17 protein-coding genes and 3 tRNA genes are annotated in these 19,612 nt (G+C 69.4%); 16 read left to right on the top strand and 4 right to left on the bottom strand.

Annotation, left to right across the window (positions count from 1 at the left end):
* The first annotated feature begins 8 nt into the window (after window positions 1–8).
* The 4 genes from ABD172_RS00190 to ABD172_RS00175 all read left to right on the top strand — a co-directional run bounded on the left by ABD172_RS00190 (window position 9) and on the right by ABD172_RS00175 (window position 3,944).
* Window positions 9–818, top strand: coding sequence for a fumarylacetoacetate hydrolase family protein (locus tag ABD172_RS00190; protein ID WP_344305871.1), 810 nt, complete (start codon window positions 9–11; stop codon window positions 816–818).
* A 76-nt stretch (window positions 819–894) separates the two neighbouring features.
* Window positions 895–2,379, top strand: coding sequence for a glutamate--tRNA ligase (gene gltX / locus ABD172_RS00185; protein WP_344305870.1), 1,485 nt, complete (start codon window positions 895–897; stop codon window positions 2,377–2,379).
* A gap of 13 nt (window positions 2,380–2,392) precedes the next feature.
* The gene (locus tag ABD172_RS00180) at window positions 2,393–3,715 is read left to right on the top strand and encodes an alpha/beta fold hydrolase (protein ID WP_344305869.1); all 1,323 of its coding nucleotides are present in this window, start codon (window positions 2,393–2,395) and stop codon (window positions 3,713–3,715) included.
* 7 nt (window positions 3,716–3,722) lie between these two features.
* A complete protein-coding gene (locus ABD172_RS00175; RefSeq protein ID WP_344305868.1) occupies window positions 3,723–3,944 on the top strand; it encodes a helix-hairpin-helix domain-containing protein in 222 nt (73 codons plus the stop codon).
* A 43-nt stretch (window positions 3,945–3,987) separates the two neighbouring features.
* Here the strand turns inward: ABD172_RS00175 and ABD172_RS00170 are convergent, their stop codons facing one another.
* Window positions 3,988–4,734, bottom strand: a complete 747-nt coding sequence (locus ABD172_RS00170; RefSeq protein WP_344305866.1) for an SDR family NAD(P)-dependent oxidoreductase — start codon at window positions 4,732–4,734, stop codon at window positions 3,988–3,990.
* Between the two features lie 183 nt (window positions 4,735–4,917).
* Here ABD172_RS00170 and ABD172_RS00165 point away from each other — a divergent pair.
* The 3 genes from ABD172_RS00165 (at window position 4,918) to ABD172_RS00155 (ending at window position 6,147) form a co-directional block, all read left to right on the top strand.
* A tRNA-Gln gene (locus ABD172_RS00165) sits at window positions 4,918–4,989 on the top strand.
* Between the two features lie 42 nt (window positions 4,990–5,031).
* Window positions 5,032–5,107 (top strand) — tRNA-Glu (locus ABD172_RS00160).
* Window positions 5,108–6,074: 967 nt separating this feature from the next.
* A tRNA-Glu gene (locus tag ABD172_RS00155) sits at window positions 6,075–6,147 on the top strand.
* Between the two features lie 223 nt (window positions 6,148–6,370).
* On the opposite strand, the gene ABD172_RS00150 is transcribed toward ABD172_RS00155, so the two are convergent.
* Window positions 6,371–7,039 carry a DUF4282 domain-containing protein gene (locus tag ABD172_RS00150; RefSeq protein ID WP_344305865.1) on the bottom strand — a complete coding sequence of 223 codons (669 nt, stop codon included), beginning with the start codon at window positions 7,037–7,039 and terminating at the stop codon, window positions 6,371–6,373.
* A gap of 246 nt (window positions 7,040–7,285) precedes the next feature.
* A complete protein-coding gene (locus ABD172_RS00145) occupies window positions 7,286–8,005 on the bottom strand; it encodes an IclR family transcriptional regulator (RefSeq protein WP_344305864.1) in 720 nt (239 codons plus the stop codon).
* A 134-nt stretch (window positions 8,006–8,139) separates the two neighbouring features.
* Here ABD172_RS00145 and leuC point away from each other — a divergent pair, with 134 nt between their 5' ends.
* The 6 genes from leuC to ABD172_RS00115 all read left to right on the top strand — a co-directional run bounded on the left by leuC (window position 8,140) and on the right by ABD172_RS00115 (window position 13,847).
* Window positions 8,140–9,561 carry a 3-isopropylmalate dehydratase large subunit gene (gene leuC / locus ABD172_RS00140; protein WP_344305863.1) on the top strand — a complete coding sequence of 474 codons (1,422 nt, stop codon included), beginning with the start codon at window positions 8,140–8,142 and terminating at the stop codon, window positions 9,559–9,561.
* Between the two features lie 80 nt (window positions 9,562–9,641).
* The gene (gene leuD / locus ABD172_RS00135; RefSeq protein ID WP_344305861.1) at window positions 9,642–10,241 is read left to right on the top strand and encodes a 3-isopropylmalate dehydratase small subunit; all 600 of its coding nucleotides are present in this window, start codon (window positions 9,642–9,644) and stop codon (window positions 10,239–10,241) included.
* 71 nt (window positions 10,242–10,312) lie between these two features.
* The gene (locus ABD172_RS00130) at window positions 10,313–11,083 is read left to right on the top strand and encodes a lysophospholipid acyltransferase family protein (protein ID WP_344305860.1); all 771 of its coding nucleotides are present in this window, start codon (window positions 10,313–10,315) and stop codon (window positions 11,081–11,083) included.
* Complete coding sequence (locus ABD172_RS00125; RefSeq protein ID WP_344305859.1) at window positions 11,080–12,084, top strand: NAD(P)H-dependent glycerol-3-phosphate dehydrogenase; 1,005 nt, start codon at window positions 11,080–11,082, stop codon at window positions 12,082–12,084. The genes ABD172_RS00130 and ABD172_RS00125 overlap by 4 nt, the downstream gene beginning before the upstream one ends.
* Before the next feature lie 98 nt (window positions 12,085–12,182).
* Window positions 12,183–12,722 (top strand): YbhB/YbcL family Raf kinase inhibitor-like protein, encoded by a 540-nt coding sequence (locus ABD172_RS00120; protein WP_344305858.1) that lies wholly within the window; start codon window positions 12,183–12,185, stop codon window positions 12,720–12,722.
* 9 nt (window positions 12,723–12,731) lie between these two features.
* Window positions 12,732–13,847 carry a D-alanine--D-alanine ligase family protein gene (locus tag ABD172_RS00115; RefSeq protein WP_344305857.1) on the top strand — a complete coding sequence of 372 codons (1,116 nt, stop codon included), beginning with the start codon at window positions 12,732–12,734 and terminating at the stop codon, window positions 13,845–13,847.
* A gap of 46 nt (window positions 13,848–13,893) precedes the next feature.
* Here the strand turns inward: ABD172_RS00115 and ABD172_RS00110 are convergent, their stop codons facing one another.
* A complete protein-coding gene (locus ABD172_RS00110; protein WP_344305856.1) occupies window positions 13,894–14,412 on the bottom strand; it encodes a DUF3515 domain-containing protein in 519 nt (172 codons plus the stop codon).
* A 24-nt stretch (window positions 14,413–14,436) separates the two neighbouring features.
* Here ABD172_RS00110 and thiL point away from each other — a divergent pair, with 24 nt between their 5' ends.
* From thiL to ABD172_RS00095, 3 genes are read left to right on the top strand one after another with little or no spacing between them, the layout of a single operon-like run.
* Window positions 14,437–15,615, top strand: coding sequence for a thiamine-phosphate kinase (thiL, locus tag ABD172_RS00105; protein WP_344305855.1), 1,179 nt, complete (start codon window positions 14,437–14,439; stop codon window positions 15,613–15,615).
* Window positions 15,612–17,327 (top strand): DAK2 domain-containing protein, encoded by a 1,716-nt coding sequence (locus ABD172_RS00100; RefSeq protein ID WP_344305854.1) that lies wholly within the window; start codon window positions 15,612–15,614, stop codon window positions 17,325–17,327. Before thiL ends, ABD172_RS00100 begins: the two co-directional genes overlap by 4 nt.
* Window positions 17,324–19,612, top strand: a complete 2,289-nt coding sequence (locus ABD172_RS00095; RefSeq protein WP_344305853.1) for an ATP-dependent DNA helicase RecG — start codon at window positions 17,324–17,326, stop codon at window positions 19,610–19,612. Before ABD172_RS00100 ends, ABD172_RS00095 begins: the two co-directional genes overlap by 4 nt.

Genomic DNA, 19,612 nt, shown 5'->3' with positions numbered 1-19,612 from the left:
TGGCGGTCATGCGTATCGTCCGTTTCGTCCACAAGGATCAGCCCACGTACGGCGTCGTCGAGGGAGACCTCCCGGAGGTGAGCGACACCGGCGGTCTCGACACCTCGGGGCTCGAGATCGTGGTCCTCACGACGGACCCCTTCTTCGGGCCCGCCGAATCGACCGGTGAACGACTGAAGTACGACGAGGTCCGCCTCCTCAGCCCGATCATCCCGCGTTCGAAGGTCATCGGCGTGGGGCGTAATTTCGCCGATCACGCGAAGGAACTCGGCAACGACGTGCCGACCACGCCGCTCACGTTCTTCAAGCCGAACACCGCGGTCATCGGCCCCGGCGACCCCATCCGGTTGCCGTCCGTGAGCGAGCACGTGAGCTACGAGGCCGAACTCGCCGTCGTCATCTCCCGCGTGGCCAAGGGCGTGAAGGCGGAGAACGCGTACGACTACGTTCTCGGGTACACCGCGGCGAACGACGTCACCCTCCGTGACCTCCAGGGCCCGGACAAGCAGTGGTCGCGGGCGAAGGGCTTCGACACCTCGGCGCCGCTCGGCCCGTGGATCGAGACCGACCTCGACCCGGACAACCTCCGGATCCGCTCGTGGGTCGACGGCGAACTCAAGCAGGACGGCACGACCGCCGACTTCATCTTCGACATCCCGTTCGTCATCGAATGGGTCTCCGAGGTCATCACCCTGCTGCCGGGCGACGTCATCCTCACCGGCACCCCCGAGGGTGTCGGTCGGATCGAGGCCGGCAACCGGGTCGACATCGCGATCGACGGCCTCGGCCTCCTCACCAACCCGGTGCTCGACGCCTGACTTCCGGGCTCGATCTCGGACCTGAGGGCGCGCACTCACACCACCGCTCCACAATTTCTCACGAAGGACATCTCCGTTGACCGTCAAAGTCCGTTTCTGCCCGTCCCCCACCGGCACGCCGCACGTCGGCATGGTGCGTAGCGCCATGTTCAACTGGGCGTACGCCCGGCACACCGGCGGGCAGTTCGTGTTCCGCATCGAGGACACGGACGCCGCCCGTGACTCCGAGGAGTCGTACGCCCAGATCATCGAGGCGATGCAGTGGCTCGGCCTCGACTGGGACGAGGGCATCGACGTCGGCGGGGAGAACGGTCCGTACCGGCAGTCGCAGCGTCAGGAGATCTACGCGGAGTGGATCGAGAAGCTCCGCGCGGGCGGTCACGTCTACGAGTCCTTCTCGACCCCCGAGGAGATCGAGGCCCGGCACAGGGCGGCCGGACGCAATCCGCAGCTCGGGTACGACGGTTTCGACCGCGACCTCACCGAGGAGCAGAAGGCCGCGTTCCGTGCCGAGGGTCGTGAGCCGGTGCTGCGTGTGCGCATGCCCGACGAGGACATCACGTGGACGGACATCGTCCGCGGCGAGGTCACCTTCAAGGCCGGTTCGGTGCCGGATTTCGTCGTCGTCCGGGCGAACGGTCAGCCGCTCTACACGCTCGTGAACCCGCTCGACGACGCGCTCATGGGCATCAATACGGTGCTGCGCGGTGAGGACCTCCTGTCCTCGACCCCGCGCCAGATCGTCCTCCACCGGATCCTCGTCGAGATGGGTCTCGAGGAGTCCGTGCCGGAGTTCGGCCACCTCCCGTACGTCATGGGCGAGGGCAACAAGAAGCTCTCGAAGCGCGACCCGGAGTCGAACCTCTTCCACCACCGCGACAACGGGTTCATCCGTGAGGGCCTCCTCAACTACCTCGCGCTCCTCGGCTGGTCGATCGGCCCGGACCGCGACGTCTTCACCCCCGAGGAGTTCGTGCAGGCGTTCGACGTCCACGACGTCAACCCGAACCCGGCCCGCTTCGACCTCAAGAAGGCACAGGCGATCAACGCGGACCACATCCGCATGCTCGACACCGCGGACTTCACCGCCCGCATGGTGCCCTATCTGCAGAACGCCGGCGTCCTCGGCGAGGAGATCACCGAGGCGCAGCGCACCGTCCTCGACGCCGCGGCCCCGCTCGTGCAGACCCGCATGAAGGTTCTCGGTGAGGCTCCCGAGCTCCTCGCGTTCCTCTTCACCACGGATGCGGACCTCGAACTCACCGCCGACGGCCTCGGTACTCTCAAGGACTCGGCCGCCGAGGTCCTCGACGCCGCGCTCTCCGTTCTCGAACCCCTCGAGGACTGGACGACCGCCGCACTCGAGGACACCCTCAAGGCGAAGCTCGTCGACGAACTCGGCATCAAGCCGCGCCTCGCGTACGGGCCGCTGCGCGTGGGTGTCTCCGGCCGCCGGGTCTCCCCGCCGCTCTTCGAGTCGATGGAGATCCTCGGCAAGGACTCCTCGCTCACCCGACTGCGCGCCCTCGCCGCGCATCTCGCCGCACAGCCGCACGACTGAGAGGTTCTTCCTCATGCCCGACTCCTCGGCCCTGCCACCCGTCCGTTCCTACCGTCTCCCCGGTCTCGCGGTCGAGGAGTACCGGGTGCCGGTCCCGCTCGATCACTTCGGGCGGGGCGAGGCGGGGGAGGCCGCAGCCGGCGAGGGCTGGCAGCTCGAGGTGTTCGCCCGGGTCGTCGGGACCCCCGGCTCCGAGAAGCCGTACCTCCTGTACCTCCAGGGCGGGCCGGGGTCCGAGGCGTTCCGCCCGACCGCCTCGGACCCGGCCTGGCTGCCGCGGGCGCTCGAGGACTTCCGGGTCGTCATGCTCGACCAGCGCGGCACCGGCCTGTCCGGGGCGATCGGGATCGTCGACGACCGGGTGACCGGCGTCCCCGCCTCCCTCGCCGAGGCGCCGCGCACCGATCCGCAGATCGTCGCCCTCGCCGAACACCTCACGCACTACCGCGCGGACGCGATCGTCGAGGACGCGGAGTACGTGCGGAAGGCCCTCGGGGTCGACACGTGGAGCGTTCTCGGCCAGTCCTTCGGCGGGTTCTGCACCCTCCGGTACGTCCAGGAGCACCCGGACGCGCTCGACGCCGCGTACTTCACCGGCGGACTGCCCGCTGTGGGGCCCTCGCTGTGGGAGGTCTACTCCCGCACCTGGCGGATCATGGAGACGAAGTCGCGGCGGTTCGCCGCGGAACACCCGGAATCCGCCGAGGCTCTCCGGGCTCTTGCCGCCCGTGTCACCGAGAGCCCCCTGGCCCTGCCGGACGGCACTCTCGCCGGGCCCGCCCACGTGAGGGCGCTCGGCCACCTGCTCGGCGCCTCGGGTGGGGCGGAGAAACTCCATTACCTGCTCGAACTGCCGATCGATTCGGCGGCGTTCCGGCACGACCTCCTCGCGGTGCAGCCCTTCGGGGCCCGGAATCCGTTGTACGCGGCAGTGCACGAGAGCTGCTGGGCGAACGGGGAGGCGAGCGAATGGACCGCCGAGGCCGTCATGCCCGAGGCCTTCCGCACGGACCCGACGTTGCTCGCCGGCGAACACATCGCGCGGGACTTCTTCACCTCCGGCCCGTTGGCGGCCTGGGAGGACGTCGCCCATGTCGTCGCGAGCGTCGAATGGCCCGTCATGTGGGAGGCGGAGAAGCTCCGTTCCTCCGAGGTCCCGGCGGCCGCGGCCATCTACTTCGAGGACGCGTTCGTCCCGCTCGAATTCTCGGTGCCGACCGCGGATCTCCTGCCGGGCATGCGCCGGTGGGTGACGAGCGAGTACGAGCACAACGGACTGCGTGCCTCGGGCCCGACGGTGCTCGATCACCTCGTGCGCCTCGTCCGGGGGATGTGAACGGGCTGTGGCGACACCGGACGTGAGGCCGGTCGGTGACCTGCCCGACGCGATCGGGAAGACCGCGGCGCGGGAACTGCAGGCGGGCGGGATCGCCTCGTTGGAGGCCGTGAGCCGTCACACCGAGAAGGAACTCCTCGCGATCCACGGCGTCGGGCCCAAGGCGGTCCGGATCCTGCGGGAGGCGCTCGCGTCGCGGGGCGCCGGACTCCGGGACGAGTCGCTGTAGCCTGAAGTTCGAATGACCGGTCGTCGGTGTGCGGCGACGGGCCTCAGAGCGACCGGACGAGGCCACCGTCCACGGGGACGACGCACCCGGTCACATAACCGGCGGCGGGGGAGAGCAGGAACGCGGAGACCGCGCCGAACTCCTCCGGTTCGCCGGCCCGGCGCAAGGGGATGTGCTCGTAGGTGCCGCCCGTGCCGCCGAGTCGCGGGGTGTTGATCGGGCCGGGCGCGACGCCGAAGACGCGGATCCCGCGCGGGCCGAGTTCGTCCGCCATTCCCTTGAGGCTCATCGCGAGTCCGGGACGCAGTCCGTTCGAGATGGCGATCGGGGCGAGCGGATTCCATACCGAAGAACTCAGCACCATCCCGATCGCGGTGCCCTCCCCGAGTTCCTCCGCGGCGGTCCGCGCCATCCGGAGGGCACCGAGGAACACCGATTCGATCGCCTCGCGCCAGTCGGCCTCCTCGACGTCGAAGAAACGGCCCTTCTTCGGCCCGCCCACGGAGATGAACACGCCGCCGAGGTGGGAGCCGGGGAAGGCCTCCCGCGCCGCGGCGAAGAGACGGGCGGGCGCCTCGGGGTCCGCGAGGTCGGTGGCGAGTCCCGCGGCGGCTCCGCCGGAGCCCGCACGGGCGCGCAGGGCGTCGACGGCGGTGTCGACGTTGTCCTGGGTCCGGGAACTCACGAGGACGCGGGCGCCTTCGGAGACGAGTGCTTCGGCGGTCGCGAGGCCGAGGCCGGAGGTGCCGCCGGTGACGATGAAGACGGAGTCATTCAGTCTCAGATCCATGCCGCCATCCTGCCAGAAATGCAGGTGGGAGCGGTGACCGAGGTCACGGGCCGGAGAGCCCTTCTCGATTTGCGCTGAGCGTTCGGCGTTCTGTAAAGTATTTTCTCGTTGCCACGGCAGCCGGGAGGAACTCGAGAGGGTGCTTCACGGAGGACCGAGCAGCCGCTGAGCGATTTTGTTCATTGGGATATGGTGTAATTGGCAGCACGAGTGATTCTGGTTCACTTAGTCTAGGTTCGAGTCCTGGTATCCCAGCTCTTCACACGCGATATGTGTTCACATCTCGATGCGAAGTCCGCTCCCGTCGTCTAGGGGCCTAGGACGCCGCCCTCTCAAGGCGGAAACGGCAGTTCGAATCTGCTCGGGAGTACCATCGGAGGAATCCGGGAAGCGCACGCTTCCCGGATTTTTCGCATTCACGCTCGTTCCGACGGCGGCGCGCCAACCGTCGCGGCTTCTGCGGCCCTCCTCCCGACCGATTTCCGCATCGTTCCCCTATGCGATCCTCGGTGGAGGGAATCAGCTGCGCAATTTGGCACGATTCCGGAATCAGCTGCGCACTTCGGCACGATTTCAGGCGGCTGTATCGTGCCGAAGTGCGCAGCTGATAAGGGGATGCCGTCAGGGGAAGTCCGGCCTGGTGGGTCTTCGTATTCCTCGTCCGCGGGTGAGCCGGGCCATGCATCGAGATCGTGATTCCCCGCGGTGAGCCCGTTGAGATCGCGATTTTCTGCGCCCTTTTGCGGAAACCCCACCACCGATCGCGACCTCGACATCGGCAATCGCACCCGATTGCGACCCGAACTGGTCGAAGGGGCTTCACGCACACGACACCGCTGCCGCGATTCACGTTCGGGCCGACGCGTATCTCGTCGGAACCATCGGGGTTCCGGCGGTTCGCGGGGCTCTTCCGGCGTGCGGGCACCTACATGTTCGCGGGGGGTGATTTCGAGGATCGCCACTGGCGTGGTGACAAAGGCGGTTTCAAGACGGTCGTGCCCTCCGGCTGAAACCACGCCGCCGATTGCGACTTCGCGGTCGTCGATCGCAGCAGATCGCACAGTCGGCGTGTCGGGGTGGTGACACGGCATTCGTGGCTTGGCATGCGCCGCGACGGAGGTGCTCCGGGGATCCACGTCGACGCCTCCTGCCTGTTCCGATCGACTCAGCTCGACCCTGTTCCGATCGAACGTTGCCGGCATGTCGATCGCCGGATCGTCGTGTGACGCAGATCTCCGCCCATGGATTTGGCCGGCCCAGCATCGGCCCGGTAGAGTATTGCTTCGTTGCTCGGAGAGATCCGAGCGGCAACTGAATCATGATGACGCGTCATCCGGTTCGGTCCCGTCGTCTAGGGGCCTAGGACGCCGCCCTCTCAAGGCGGAAACGGCAGTTCGAATCTGCTCGGGACTACAACTGACAGCAGTGAAACGGAGCCCGGAAGGTGAAAGCCTTCCGGGCTCCGTTGCGTTCACGCGCCGGTGCCGGCAGTGCACAGCACACTGACGGTGCGATGCCAACTGACGGTGCGATGCCAACGGATTTACCGAGGGAAAGCGAATCGATTTGTCTCATGCGCGACGCAAAAAGATTCGCTTTCCCTCGACGAATCCGTGGAGTACCCGGGTGCTGCAGCTCAGTGGTTGCGGGAGATCTCCGTGGTGTTCTCGGCGGTCCGCACCGAGGCCACGACGAGTTCGAGGCCGAGCCGCGAGACCATGACGAGGAGCGCGCCGGGGATCCATCCGAGGACGACCGCGAGAATGAGCGGGCGGGCGTTGTACGAGGTCTCGGCGCCCATGCCGAAGGGGCCCATCGCCTCGGCGAAGGACCGTGCGGCATTGCCCGCCATGTGCCCGAAGTAGATGAGCATCGCCCAGTAGACGAGCGCGAGCACCATCGAGACGACGAAGAACACGCCCGCGTACTTCCGTGCGACGAAGCTCTCGAACCGGAAGTCGAAGAACGACCCGAAGAATCCCGCTTCCTTCTTCGCCGGCTCCTGCTGCGGAGGGAATCCCGCCGCCTGGTCGTATGCGCCCTGTTCGTAGCCGCCCTGCTCGTATCCGCCTTGGTCGAACGGCCCCGGGGCGTAGGGGTTCTGGCCGTGCGGGGCATGCTGGGGACCACCCGGGTATCCCGGCTGTTGGTTCATCTGCGGGTATCCGGGGTTCTGCGGCTGTTGTGGCGGCTGCGGTGTCGGCTGCGAATTCGCTCCGGGAGCCGCCTGCCCGCCCTGCTGTGGGCGAGGTGCGAACGGGTTCGGCTGCTGCGGATCCTGAGGGTCCTGGGGTGACTGGCTCATGCCGCGAGTATTTCAGCCGATTCCCGAAATGACGAGGGGTGCCACCGCTCACGGTGACACCCCTCGGTATTGCTTCTGGTGACCTTTGCGATCTCGTCCGGGAACGGGGTGGGTTCATCAGGTGCACACTTCGGCACGATTTCCTCGCGATTCTTCGTGCCGAATCGCACAGTTGATCGTGTGGTCGTGCCGAATCGCCCTGCTCACTTCGACGTACGGCGCCTCCCAGCGTGCGGATTCCCGCGTTCAGCCCCGGTTGAGCGCCTCGGTGAGGACCTTGGCGGCCTCGAGGATCGACTGCGCGTGCAGGCGTCCGGGCTGCCGGGTGAGGCGGTCGATCGGGCCGGAGATCGAGACCGCGGCGACGACCCGGTTCGAGGGTCCGCGCACGGGCGCGGAGACCGAGGCGACGCCGCGTTCGCGTTCGGCGATGCTCTGGGCCCATCCCCGGCGGCGCACACCGGAGAGCATGGTCGCGGAGAAGCGGGCGCCGCGGAGGCCGGTGTGGAGGCGATCGGGTTCCTCCCATGCGAGGAGGACCTGGGCGGCGGATCCGGCACGCATGCTGAGGGTCGCGCCCACCGGAACGGAATCGCGCAGACCGACCGGGCGTTCGGCGGCGGCGACGCACAGGCGGAGGTCGCCCTGTCGGCGGAACAGCTGGGCGCTCTCGCCGGTGCGGTCGCGCAGCTGGTTGAGGATCGGGCCGGCAGCGGCGAGGAGGCGGTCCTCGCCCGCGGCGGAGGAGAGCTCCGCGAGGCGCGGGCCGAGGACGAAACGTCCCTGGAGGTCGCGGCCGACGAAGCGGTGGTATTCGAGGGCCACCGCGAGGCGGTGGGCCGTGGGGCGTGCCAACCCGGTGAGGGTGACGAGTTCGGCCAGGGAGGCCGGACCGGCCTCGAGTGCCGCGAGGACCATGGCGGCCTTGTCGATGACGCCGACGCCGCTACCCGATTCTGTGCTCATGCCCACATCCTGCCGTCTCGCAATGCGATATGCAAGTTCAGAAAGTAAGACAGGGGCCTAGCATTTCCAGCCACAGCAGTTCTTCTGCACAAGCGTATGTGCACCCGCCCGTCGACAGTCCGAGGAGGACCACCATGGGGATGACTCTGGCCGAGAAGGTCTGGGCCGATCACGTCGTGAAACAGGGGGAGGGCGACGCGCCCGACCTCATCTACATCGACCTCCATCTCCTCCACGAGGTGACGAGTCCGCAGGCCTTCGAGGGGCTCCGCCTCGCCGGTCGGCAGGTCCGCCGCCCGGACCTCACGATCGCGACAGAGGACCACAACACCCCGACGCTCGACATCGACAAGCCGATCGCCGACCCGACCTCCCGCACCCAGATCGAGACCCTGCGGAAGAACGCGGAGGAGTTCGGGATCCGTCTCCACTCGCTCGGGGACGCCGAACAGGGGATCGTCCACGTCGTGGGACCCCAGCTCGGACTCACCCAGCCGGGCATGACGGTCGTCTGCGGTGACTCCCACACCTCGACGCACGGCGCGTTCGGCTCGATCGCGCTCGGGATCGGCACCTCGGAGGTCGAGCACGTCCTCGCGACGCAGACCCTCAGCCTCACGCCGTTCCGCACGATGTCGATCACGATCGAGGGCGAACTGCCCGAGGGGTCGACGTCGAAGGACATCATTCTCGCGATCATCGCGAAGATCGGCACCGGCGGTGGACAGGGGTACGTCCTCGAGTACCGCGGCGAGGCGATCGAGAAGCTCTCGGTGGAAGCCCGCATGACGATCTGCAACATGTCGATCGAGGCGGGTGCCCGCGCCGGCCTCATCGCCCCCGACGAGACCACCTTCGAGTACGTCAAGGGCCGCCCGCATGCCCCGCAGGGCGAGGACTGGGACGCTGCTGTCGAGTACTGGCGGACCCTGCGCACGGACGACGACGCGGTGTTCGACGCCGAGGTCGTCCTCGAGGCGAAGGACATCGAACCCTTCGTCACGTGGGGCACGAACCCCGGCCAGGGACTGCCGATCTCCGCGAACGTGCCGGACCCGGACGACTTCGCGGACGAGAACGACAAGACAGCGGCACGGAACGCACTCGCGTACATGGGACTCACGCCCGGGACACCGCTGCGCGACATCGCGATCGACACGGTGTTCCTCGGCTCCTGCACGAACGGCCGGATCGAGGACCTCCGGGCCGCCGCCGAGGTGGTCCGCGGCCGGACGAAGGCACCCGGGCTGCGCATGATGGTCGTCCCCGGTTCCGCCCGGGTCAGGCTGCAGGCCGAGGCCGAGGGCCTCGACAAGGTGTTCACCGAGTTCGGTGCCGAGTGGCGGTTCGCCGGGTGTTCGATGTGCCTCGGGATGAACCCCGACCAGTTGTCGGAGGGCGAGCGGTGCGCCGCCACCTCGAACCGCAACTTCGAGGGCCGTCAGGGCAAGGGCGGCCGGACCCACCTCGTGAGTCCGCTCGTCGCGGCCGCCACCGCGGTCCGCGGCACCCTGTCCTCCCCGGCCGACCTGCCGGCGCTCGTCCCGCAGGCCTGAACCCGCCTGCTCCTGCACGAGCACGCCCGAGGCCACCTCGGCCCGTTCGAGTTGCACCGCCTTCGAAAGGAATCGCTCCCATGGAGAAATTCACCACCCACACCGGGATCGGTGTCCCCCTGCGCCGGTCGAACGTCGACACCGACCAGATCATCCCCGCCGTCTACCTCAAGCGCGTGACCCGCACCGGCTTCGAGGACGCCCTCTTCGCGAACTGGCGCAAGCAGGAGGACTTCATTCTCGACCGGGAGCCGTGGAACCGCGGCTCGGTCCTCGTCGCCGGGCCCGACTTCGGCACGGGGTCCTCCCGCGAGCACGCGGTGTGGGCCCTCCACGACTTCGGTTTCCGTGCCGTGCTCTCCTCCCGGTTCGCGGACATCTTCCGCGGCAATGCGGGGAAGAACGGGCTCGTCGCGGCGCAGCTCGAGCAGTCGGACATCGAGCTCGTCTGGAAGGTGCTCGAACAGCACCCCGGCGCCGAGGTGACGGTCGACCTCGAATCCCGCACGGTGACGTGCGACACCGTCGTCGTGCCCTTCCGGATCGACGACTTCACCCGGTACCGGCTGCTCGAGGGGCTCGACGACATCGGGCTCACCCTCCAGGACGAGGCCGACATCACGGCGTTCGAGGCGACCCGACCGGCGTTCAAGCCGCGCACCCTGCCCGCGCGGGTCTGACGGTCCCCGCTGTGTAGGATTCGAGTGCACGAACCGCCCGTTCCGTGTCGTACGAGGACCGCAGAGGACACATGACCGCACCCCATCCCACCGGAGACGTTCCCGACCGCGAGGACCTGGACCTCGCCTCCTTCGCACCCGAGGCGGTGCGGAAGCAGTACCGCACCGCACCGTGGATCGCCGTTCCGGTCAGGGGGCTCATGCGGCTGTTCGGGCGGCGGATCGAGACCGGGACGGAGAACTTCCCGCACGAGGGGCCCGCGATCGTCGTGCCCTACCACGCGTCGTACCTCGATCCCTTCCTCGTGGGGCTGAGCGTGTGGCAGGGCGGTCGCCTGCCGCACTTCCTCGCGAAGGCACCCCTGTTCACCGGTGTCGCCGGGACCGCACTTCGGGCGATCGGACAGATCCCCGTCCTGCGCGGTTCGCAGAAGGCCGTCGACTCCCTCTACTACGCGAAGGCCGCTCTCGAGGCCGGCGAGGTCGTCGTCATCTACCCGCAGGGCACCCTCACGAAGGACCCGGACCTGTGGCCGGAGAACTCGAAGACCGGGGCGGCCCGCCTCGCGCTGTACACCGGCGCACCGATCATCCCGGTCTCCCACTGGGGCCTGCAGCGGTCCATGCCGGTCGGCGCCAAGCTCCCGAAGCCCACGCCGGGCAACACCCCCACCGTCCACTACGGTGACCCGATCGAGTACGCGGACCTCCACGGTGACGAGCACGCGATCAGGAGGCTCACCGAACGCATCACTGCCCACATCGCCCTCGGAGTCGCGCAGCTGTCCGGCCGCGAACTGCCGCAGCGGTTCCGCTCCGTCCTCGACAAGGAGCAGGCATGAGGACCGCTGTCCTCGGTGCGGGCTCCTGGGGCACGACCTTCGCGAAGGTGATCGGGGACGCCGGGCATCCCGTCACCCTGTGGGCCCGCCGACCCGAGGTCGCTGCGGAGATCACGACCTCCCGGACGAACCGGGCATACCTCGGGGACATCGCGCTCCCGAAGACGGTGGACGCGACGGCGGACATCGCCGAGGCGCTCGCCGGCGCCTCGGTCGTCGTCCTCGCGGTGCCCGCCCAGACGCTCCGGGAGAATCTCTCGGAATGGAAGGCGCACCTCGCCGCCGACGTCGTCCTCGTGAGCCTCATGAAGGGCATCGAGGTGACGACCGGGGAGCGGATGACCGAGGTGGTCTCCGAGGCCGCCGGTGTGCCCGCCGAACGCATCGCGGTGGTCTCCGGTCCGAATCTCGCGCTCGAGATCGCCCAGGGCCAGCCGACGGCGACCGTCGTCGCGTCCGTCGACCCGCACACCGCGGAGACCGTCGCCGAACTCTGTGCGAACACGTACTTCCGGCCCTACACGAACACCGATGTGGTCGGGGTCGAACTCGGCGGCGCGATCAAGAACGTCATCGCGCTCGCGGTGGGGATCGCGGACGGGCAGGGACTCGGGGACAACTCGAAGGCCTCGATCATCACCCGCGGGCTCGCGGAGACCACCCGCCTCGCGCTCGCGATGGGCGCCTCGATCCACACCCTCTCCGGGCTCGCCGGACTCGGTGACCTCGTGGCGACGTGCGCCTCGCCGCTCTCGCGCAACCGGTCCTTCGGCGCCCTCCTCGGACAGGGCCTCACGGTCGCCGAGGCCGAGGCACGCAGCAACCGCACGGTCGAGGGCGTGAAGAGCAGCGGGGCGGTCCTCGCACTCGGTGCCGCACACGGGGTGGAACTGCCGATCACACAGGCCGTCGTCGGGGTCCTCACCGGCCGCGTCGGCGTTGACGAACTCGCGGAATTGCTGTTGGCTCGGAAGCGGAAGGCCGAGGGTCCGCAGCGCTGAGGACACTCCTCCACACGGGAGTCACCCTCCGCGTGGGAGTCACCGGTGCGGACGCGGTTTTTCGTCCTCCACACCCCCGTTCCCCGACAGGAGTCGCCATGGCAGAGTTCCTCAATGACCCGTTCGCCAACCTCGCGGACGTCCCCACCTTCACCGTGACGAGCGAGACGATCGAGGACGGCGGCATCGTCCCCGAGGCCCAGCGCTCCGCCGCCTTCGGCGTCCCCGGTGGCGAGGACGAGTCCCCACAGTTGAGCTGGTCCGGGTTCCCCGAGGAGACGAAGGCCTTCGCCGTCACCTGCTACGACCCCGAGGCGCCCACCGGTTCCGGCTTCTGGCACTGGGTCGTCGCCGACATCCCGGCGGACGTCACCTCGCTGCCGCTCGGCGCCGGTACCCCCGGGTCCGACCTCCTACCCGCCGGTGCCGTCACCTTCCGCAACGACGGCGGTGCCTTCGGCTACATCGGTGCGGCCCCGCCGGCCGGTCACGGCCCGCACCGCTACTTCTTCATCGTCCACGCGCTCTCCGAACCGCTCGGTCTGGACGACCAGGGCAGCCCGGCGTTCGTGGGCTTCAACATGTTCTTCAAGTCGATCGGGCGTGCCTGGATCACGGCGACCTTCGAGGCCGAGTAATCTCATGACATGACTTCTCCCGATCCACGCCCCCTCGTCGCCGTCCTCTTCGGAGGGCGATCCTCGGAACACTCGGTGAGCTGCGTGACCGCAGCCGGAGTCCTCGGGGCGATCGATCGGGAGTCGTTCCGGGTGGTTCCGATCGGGATCACCCGGAACGGCACGTGGCGCATCGTGGAGAACTGGCAGGACTTCCGTTTCGACCCGGAGAACATGCCCGAGGTTTCCGACAACGGCACCCGTGTCCTGCCCCCGATCTCCGCCGAAGGTGACTCCCTCCGTGAGATCACCGCGGACGGCGCCGTCCGCGAGCTCGGCGTCGTCGACGTCTTCTTTCCCGTCCTCCACGGCCCCTTCGGCGAGGACGGCACCCTCCAGGGTCTCTTCGAACTCTCCTCCACGCCGTACGTCGGCCCGGGCGTCTTCGCCTCCGCCGCGAGCATGGACAAACACTTCATGAAGGGCGTCCTCGCCCAGACCGGGATCCCCTCCTGCCCGTGGGAGCTCGTCACCGAACGCCAGTGGCACGAGGATCCGAGCGAGGTCCTCGGCCGGGTCGAGGCCCTCGGCTTCCCCGTCTTCGTCAAGCCTGCCCGTGCGGGTTCGAGCATGGGTGTGTCCAAGGTGACGACCGCCGCGGGGCTGGACGTCGCCGTCAAGGAGGCGCTCGCCCACGACACGAAGCTCGTCGTCGAACCGATGGTCGTCGGCCGCGAGATCGAGTGCGGTGTGCTCGGGGAACTCGGCGGCGAGGTCCGGGCGTCGGTGCCCGGTGAGATCACCCTCGTCGGTGACCGCGACTTCTACGACTTCGAGGCGAAGTACCTCGACCTCGAGTCCGTGCAGCTCAGCTGCCCCGCGGACCTCCCGCCCGAGGTGGTGGAGAAGGTGCAGGACCTCGCCGTCCGGACGTTCGAGGCCTTCGACTGCACCGGCCTGGCCCGCGTCGACACCTTCGTCACGCCCGCCGGCGAGGTCGTCGTGAACGAACTCAACACACTCCCGGGCTTCACCCCGAGCTCGATGTACCCGGTCATGTGGCAGAAGACCGGGGTGGAGTACCCCGAACTCGTCCGCACGCTCATCGAGATCGCGCTGCGGGAGGGTGCCCCGGTCGCGGCCTGAGGGCCGGTGTCCGGGCTCCTCCGCTCCGGGGTTCCGGCCCGGGCGATCAGCCCTCGACCTGCACCGCGTCCTCCGCGGCGACGCACTCCGCGGTCTGCGGCAGGTTCTCCATCGCGGGGGAGACCGCGGTGAGGATGTTCTGACCGCTCGCGGAGGTCGGGTCGACGATCACCTCGACCGCGGGTTCACGGCCGTACGTGACGAACTTCCAGTGGCCCTCCTCGGCCTCCGTCGAGATCCAGTCGACGCCGTTCACCGTCACGCACGGGTCCGTCGTCGGCGCCGGCGGTTCCATCCCGCAGCGGAGGATCGCGATCGCCGGGTCGCCCCACGCCTCGGTCGCCTGCGCGGACGTCTTGCGGTTCGGGACCCCGTCGATCTCCTCGGGCAGCGCGAGCATCACCGAGGCGCACACGGGCTCCGTCGCGCGCGGCGCGGGTTCGAGCACGAGCACGGGTCCTGCGCATGCGCTCAGGGCCGTGAGGACCACTCCTCCGAACGCGAGGGCGGGCAGGCGACGCGTGGAACCGGCTGACGGGACGAAGGTCCGATGGAGGGAACGCATGGGTTCCAGAATAGGCTTTCCGTGATGACAACTCTCGGTGAACTGGGCGAACACGGTGTGCTCGAGCGCATCCTCGCGGTCCTCCGGCGGGCGGGTACGGATCCGCGCGTCCGGGTGGGCCCCGGTGACGATGCCGCGGTGACCGCGCACTCCGGAGACCTCGTGACGACGACGGACATGCTCCTGGAGGGCCACGACTTCCTCACGGCGTGGCTCGATCCGCACCGCCTGGGGATCAAGGCAGCGGCACAGAACCTCGCGGACGTGTGCGCGATGGGCGCGGTCCCGGAATCCCTCGTCGTCTCCCTCGCCGCTCCGGACGACACACCCGTGGACGTCCTCACCGGCATCATGGGAGGACTCGCCGAGGAGGCCGCCCGCGCCGGTGCGACCGTCACCGGGGGTGACCTCTCGGGTGGTCCCTGCCTCATCGTCTCCGTCACCGCACTCGGGTCCCTTCCCGCGGGGCGCGCCCCGGTCCTGCGTTCGGGAGCCCGTCCCGGCGACGCGATCGTCCTCGCCGGCACCGTCGGCCGGGCCGCGGCCGGCCTCGACCTCCTCTTCGACGCGGTCGAACGGGGCGGTGCCCGGCCGCGACAGACCATCGCCGAGGCGGTCGCCGGCTCGGCCGGCAGTGCGCCGGGAACCGCCGCGCTCGTCGAGACCCAGCGGGCGCCTCGGCCCCGGTATGCGGCATCCGCCGCACTCGCGGAGGTCGCGACGTCGATGATCGACGTCTCCGACGGGCTGCTCGGGGACCTCGGCCGGATCGCCCGGGCCTCCGGTGTCCGGGCCGACCTCGATCCCGAGGCGCTCACGGCGCTCGCCGAGGACCTCCTCCCGGCGGCGGCGGCGCTCGGCAGGCCGGCCCACGCCGCGGTCGACTGGGTGCTCACCGGGGGAGAGGACCACGGATTCCTCGCGACCGTACCCGCCGGGACCGCGGAGGCCTCCGGTGCGGCAGGTGCCACCGGAGGCACTTCGGTACCCTGGGTCCGGATCGGCACGGTCCTCGCCGCGGCGGACGGCGAGGAGCACGCCGGGGTCGGGGCGGTGGCCGTCGGTGGCCGGGAGGCCCGGGGTGAGGCCTTCGCACATTTCGGTGGGAGCCGGTCCACGGGCGGCGCTGAAGGCCACGTCCGCACGACGACACAGCACAGCACGACGGTCCGGACGGCCGGGAGCACGGGGGAGGGCGAGTGAGCGCACCGGAGGATCCGGTCGGTCTGGCGGGCCGCCTCGCTGCCCGGTGGGCCAAACGCATCGTCGACCGGCTCAAGCGCGAGCGCGGGGACATCGATGCCCTCAACGTCTTCCCGGTGCCGGACGGGGACACCGGCTCGAACATGTACCACACGGTGCGCAGCGCCTACCGCGCCGTCGAACGGATCTCCGGTCCCGCGACCCTCGACGAGGTCGTCGAGGCGATGGCGAACGGTGCCCTGCGCGGTGCCCGGGGCAATTCGGGACTCATCCTCGCAGTCGCGTTGCGCGGGGTCGCGGACGGACTCGAGGGCGTGACGGTCCTCGAACCCCCGGTGTTCGCCGACGCCCTCGGGCTCGCCGCCGCGCGTGCCCGCGACGCGATCGCCGACCCGGTCGACGGCACGATGCTCACGGTGCTCGAGGCGATGGCCGAGGAGGCCCGGGAGACCGCCGCTGCCGGTGCCGACATCCTCGAGCAGATCACCGCGGTACGCGAGCGCAGCCGCGAGGCGCTGAGGGAGACGACCGGCCAGCTCGCCGTGCTCTCCGACGCCGGGGTCGTCGACGCCGGATCCACGGGCATCGTCGAACTCTTCGACCTCCTCTATCTCACCGTCACCGGCGCGCAGGTGCCCGAACACGGGCCGGCGTTCGACGGGGCGTCCCCGGGAAGCCCTGCCGAGGGAACGGCGGTCGAGGCAGCGGGCCCGGAGCGTTCGCCGATCGCACAGGGTTCCCCCATCCCGCAGGGTTCCGCGACAGCGCCGGGTGCCGGGAAGGCCGAGGCGCCGCGCGGAGGGGATCCACACCGCGCCGCGGCCGACCACCACCACGGCACCGGTGAGGACGGTCTCGAACTCGTCCTCCACCTCTCGGAGGCGAAGGACCGCACACGGACCGTGAAACGGGTGCTCGCGAAGGCACGGGGCACCTCGGTCGTCGTCGCGTGGCCGATGGTCCACGTCCACGTCGCGGGGGAGCCGGAGGCCCGTGTCGTCCTCGACGGCCTCGAGAAGTACGGGATCGCCGACCTGCGCATCGAGGACCTCTCCGAGAGCGGAGGGACGGATGCGCTCACGCAGCCGGTCGCGCTCGGACGCGGCACCGGATACCTGTTCACCTGCGCCCGCCTCGGCGCGCATGCGGTCGACGTCGGTCGTACCGCCTGGGAGGACGTCCTCGCCGAGATCGTCGACGAGGCGGAGGCCCCCGTGGTCGTCCTGCCCGAGAGCGACCGGACCGCGCACGCGGTGCGCGCCCGTCATGGGGAGGCCGTGTCCGTGCTGCCGGAGGACGGATTCTCTCCGGTCGCCGTCCTCGCCGCGCTCGCGGTGTACGACCCGGAGGCGGAGCCCGCCGCAGCCTGCGAGGACGTCGCGGAGGCCGCCGCCGAGGTCCGGGTCGCAGTCGTGGCACCGGCCGAGCGGGCCGCCGCCGGCCCTCTCATGTTCACCCGGGGAGAACTCCTCGCCCGGGTCTCCGGTACGGTCCGTCCGGCCGGGACGGATCCCGTGGCGGCGGTGGCGCACCTGCTCGACGGGCTCCTCGAGGACGGTGGGGAACTCGTCACCCTCGTGACCGGTCGGGCCTTCCCGGGAGGGTTGGAGGACGCGATCCGCGAGGCCGTCGCGCGGGACCACGCCGCGGTGCGCCTCGAGTTCGTTCCGTCCGGCGATCCGCACGGGTTCCTCGTTCTGGGGGTCGAATGAGCCCGGCACGGAAGGGTGAGGACCCGGACCCGCAGAAGAAAGGACCCGCGGACGGCACCGCGGGGGCGAAGGGGGCCGCGGGGCGGAAGCGGACGCGGAAGAAAGCGGAGCCGGAAGGGAAGCCGCGGATGCTCGGCACGCCCGTCAAGCGACTCATCTCCCGGAAACGGGACCTCCAGGACCTCGCCGGGCTGGGGATCCACACCGTGGACGACGCGTTCCGGTACTTCCCGCGCACGTACATCCACCCGGGGCGGCTCACGAATCTCGCGGATCTGCAGCCGGGGGAGAACGTCGTCGTCCAGGCGACCTTCGTCTCCCTCGAGAACCGACCGATGAAGACCCGCAAGGGGTGGATCACGACACTCACCCTGTCCGACGGGATGAGCGACATCGAGGTGACGTTCTTCAACCAACCGTGGCTCGAGCAACAGCTGAGGCCGGGTCAGCCGCTCGTGCTCACCGGGCAGGTGACCGAGTTCCGGGGTCGTCCGCAGCTCACGAGCCCGCAGTGGCTCAATCGCAACGAGAAGAACGAGTACACGGAGGAGGAGCTCACGAAGCCGATCCCGGTGTACCGGGCCTCGAAGCGGATCAACTCCTTCCGGGTGTGGCGGCTCATCTCGACGCTGCTCGATCTCGCCGTGCACGATCTCGAGTACGACCCGCTGCCGGAGGAGATCCGGACACGGTTCGCCCTGCCCACGTACCGGGAGGCCCTCGAACGGGTGCACCGGCCGCAGGACTCGGCCGAGCCCGAGAGCACCGAGGAGCGGTGGAAGATCGAGGAGGCGTTCGCGCTCCAGGCCGAACTCATCTCCCGCAAGAAACGACACGTGCAGAAGAAAGCCCAGCGGCTCAGGGGTCTGGACGACGGCGTCCTCGCGGCGTTCGACGCGGATCTGCCGTACGCCCTCACGGGTTCGCAGAAGAAGGCGGGGGAGGAGATCGCCGCCGACCTCCTCAAACGCACACCCATGAACCGCCTGCTCCACGGCGACGTCGGTTCCGGTAAGACCCTCGTCGCTCTCCGTGCGATGCTCCAGGCGGTCGACTCCGGCGTGCAGGCGGCGTTCCTCGCCCCGACCGAGGTGCTCGCGGTCCAGCACCTGCGGTCCCTCGAGGCACAGCTCGGGGCCCGTGCCGTCGGACCGACCCCGGTTCCCGAGCCCGGGACGGTGCGCCTCGGGCTGCTCACCGGGTCGATGTCGACGAAGGACCGCAAGCGCGTGCTCCTCGACCTGCAGACCGGACAGATCGACATCGTCGTCGGTACCCACGCACTCCTGTCGGAGACGACGGGCTTCCTCGCGCTCGGCCTCGTCGTCGTCGACGAGCAGCACCGCTTCGGGGTGCGCCAGCGTGAGGCGCTCCGGGCGAAGGGCGAGGTCCTCACCCCGCACATGCTCGTCATGACCGCGACCCCGATCCCGCGCACCGTGGCGATGACGGTGTTCGGTGACCTCGATGTCACGACGCTCACCGATATGCCCGGCGGGGGCAAGGACATCCGGACGCATGCGTTCTCCTACCGTTCGCACCCGACGTGGATGGACCGCGTCGTGCAGGTCCTCGGGGAAGCCGTCGACCGGGGCGAACAGTGTTTCGTCGTCGCCTCGCGGATCGACACCCAGGAGTTCGTGGAAGCGACGGAGGAGACGCCCGAGGTGCCCCACCTCGCAGGCCTCGAGGAGCTCGCTTGGACCCTGCGGCGGGGGCCTCTCGCCGATGCCCGGTTCGAGATCCTCCACGGCCGGATGGACGCGGAGGAGAAGGACCGCATCATGCGGGCCTTCCGCGACCGGGAGTTCGACGTGCTCGTCGCGACGACCGTCATCGAGGTCGGCATCGACGTGCCGAACGCGAAGACGATCCTCGTGTACGACGCGGACCGGTTCGGTGTCGCGCAGCTCCACCAGTTGCGTGGCCGGGTGGGCCGTGACGGATCCCCGGCGACGTGTTTCCTCGTGACCGGCCAGTTCTCCGGCTCCGAGTCGATGGAGCGCCTCGAGAAGGTCGCGAGCACCCTCGACGGATTCGTTCTCGCCGAGTACGACCTCGAGACGCGTCGCGAGGGCGATGTGCTCGGCCGGGCCCAGTGGGGCGGTGCGAGTTCGCTCAAGTACCTGTCGGTCATGCACGACCAGCACATCATCGAATCCGCACGTGCGGCTGCCCAGGAGTGGGTCGAACTCGACCCGGATATCTCCGCGTACCCGCCGTTGCGCGACTACATCTCCACGCTCCTCGTCGACGAGGACGAGGACTGGATCGAGGCGTCATGA

Origin of the sequence: Brevibacterium samyangense (genome assembly GCF_039529845.1) — a bacterium.
Lineage (GTDB): Bacteria > Actinomycetota > Actinomycetes > Actinomycetales > Brevibacteriaceae > Brevibacterium > Brevibacterium samyangense.
This window is presented reverse-complemented; position numbering and strand designations above follow the sequence as displayed.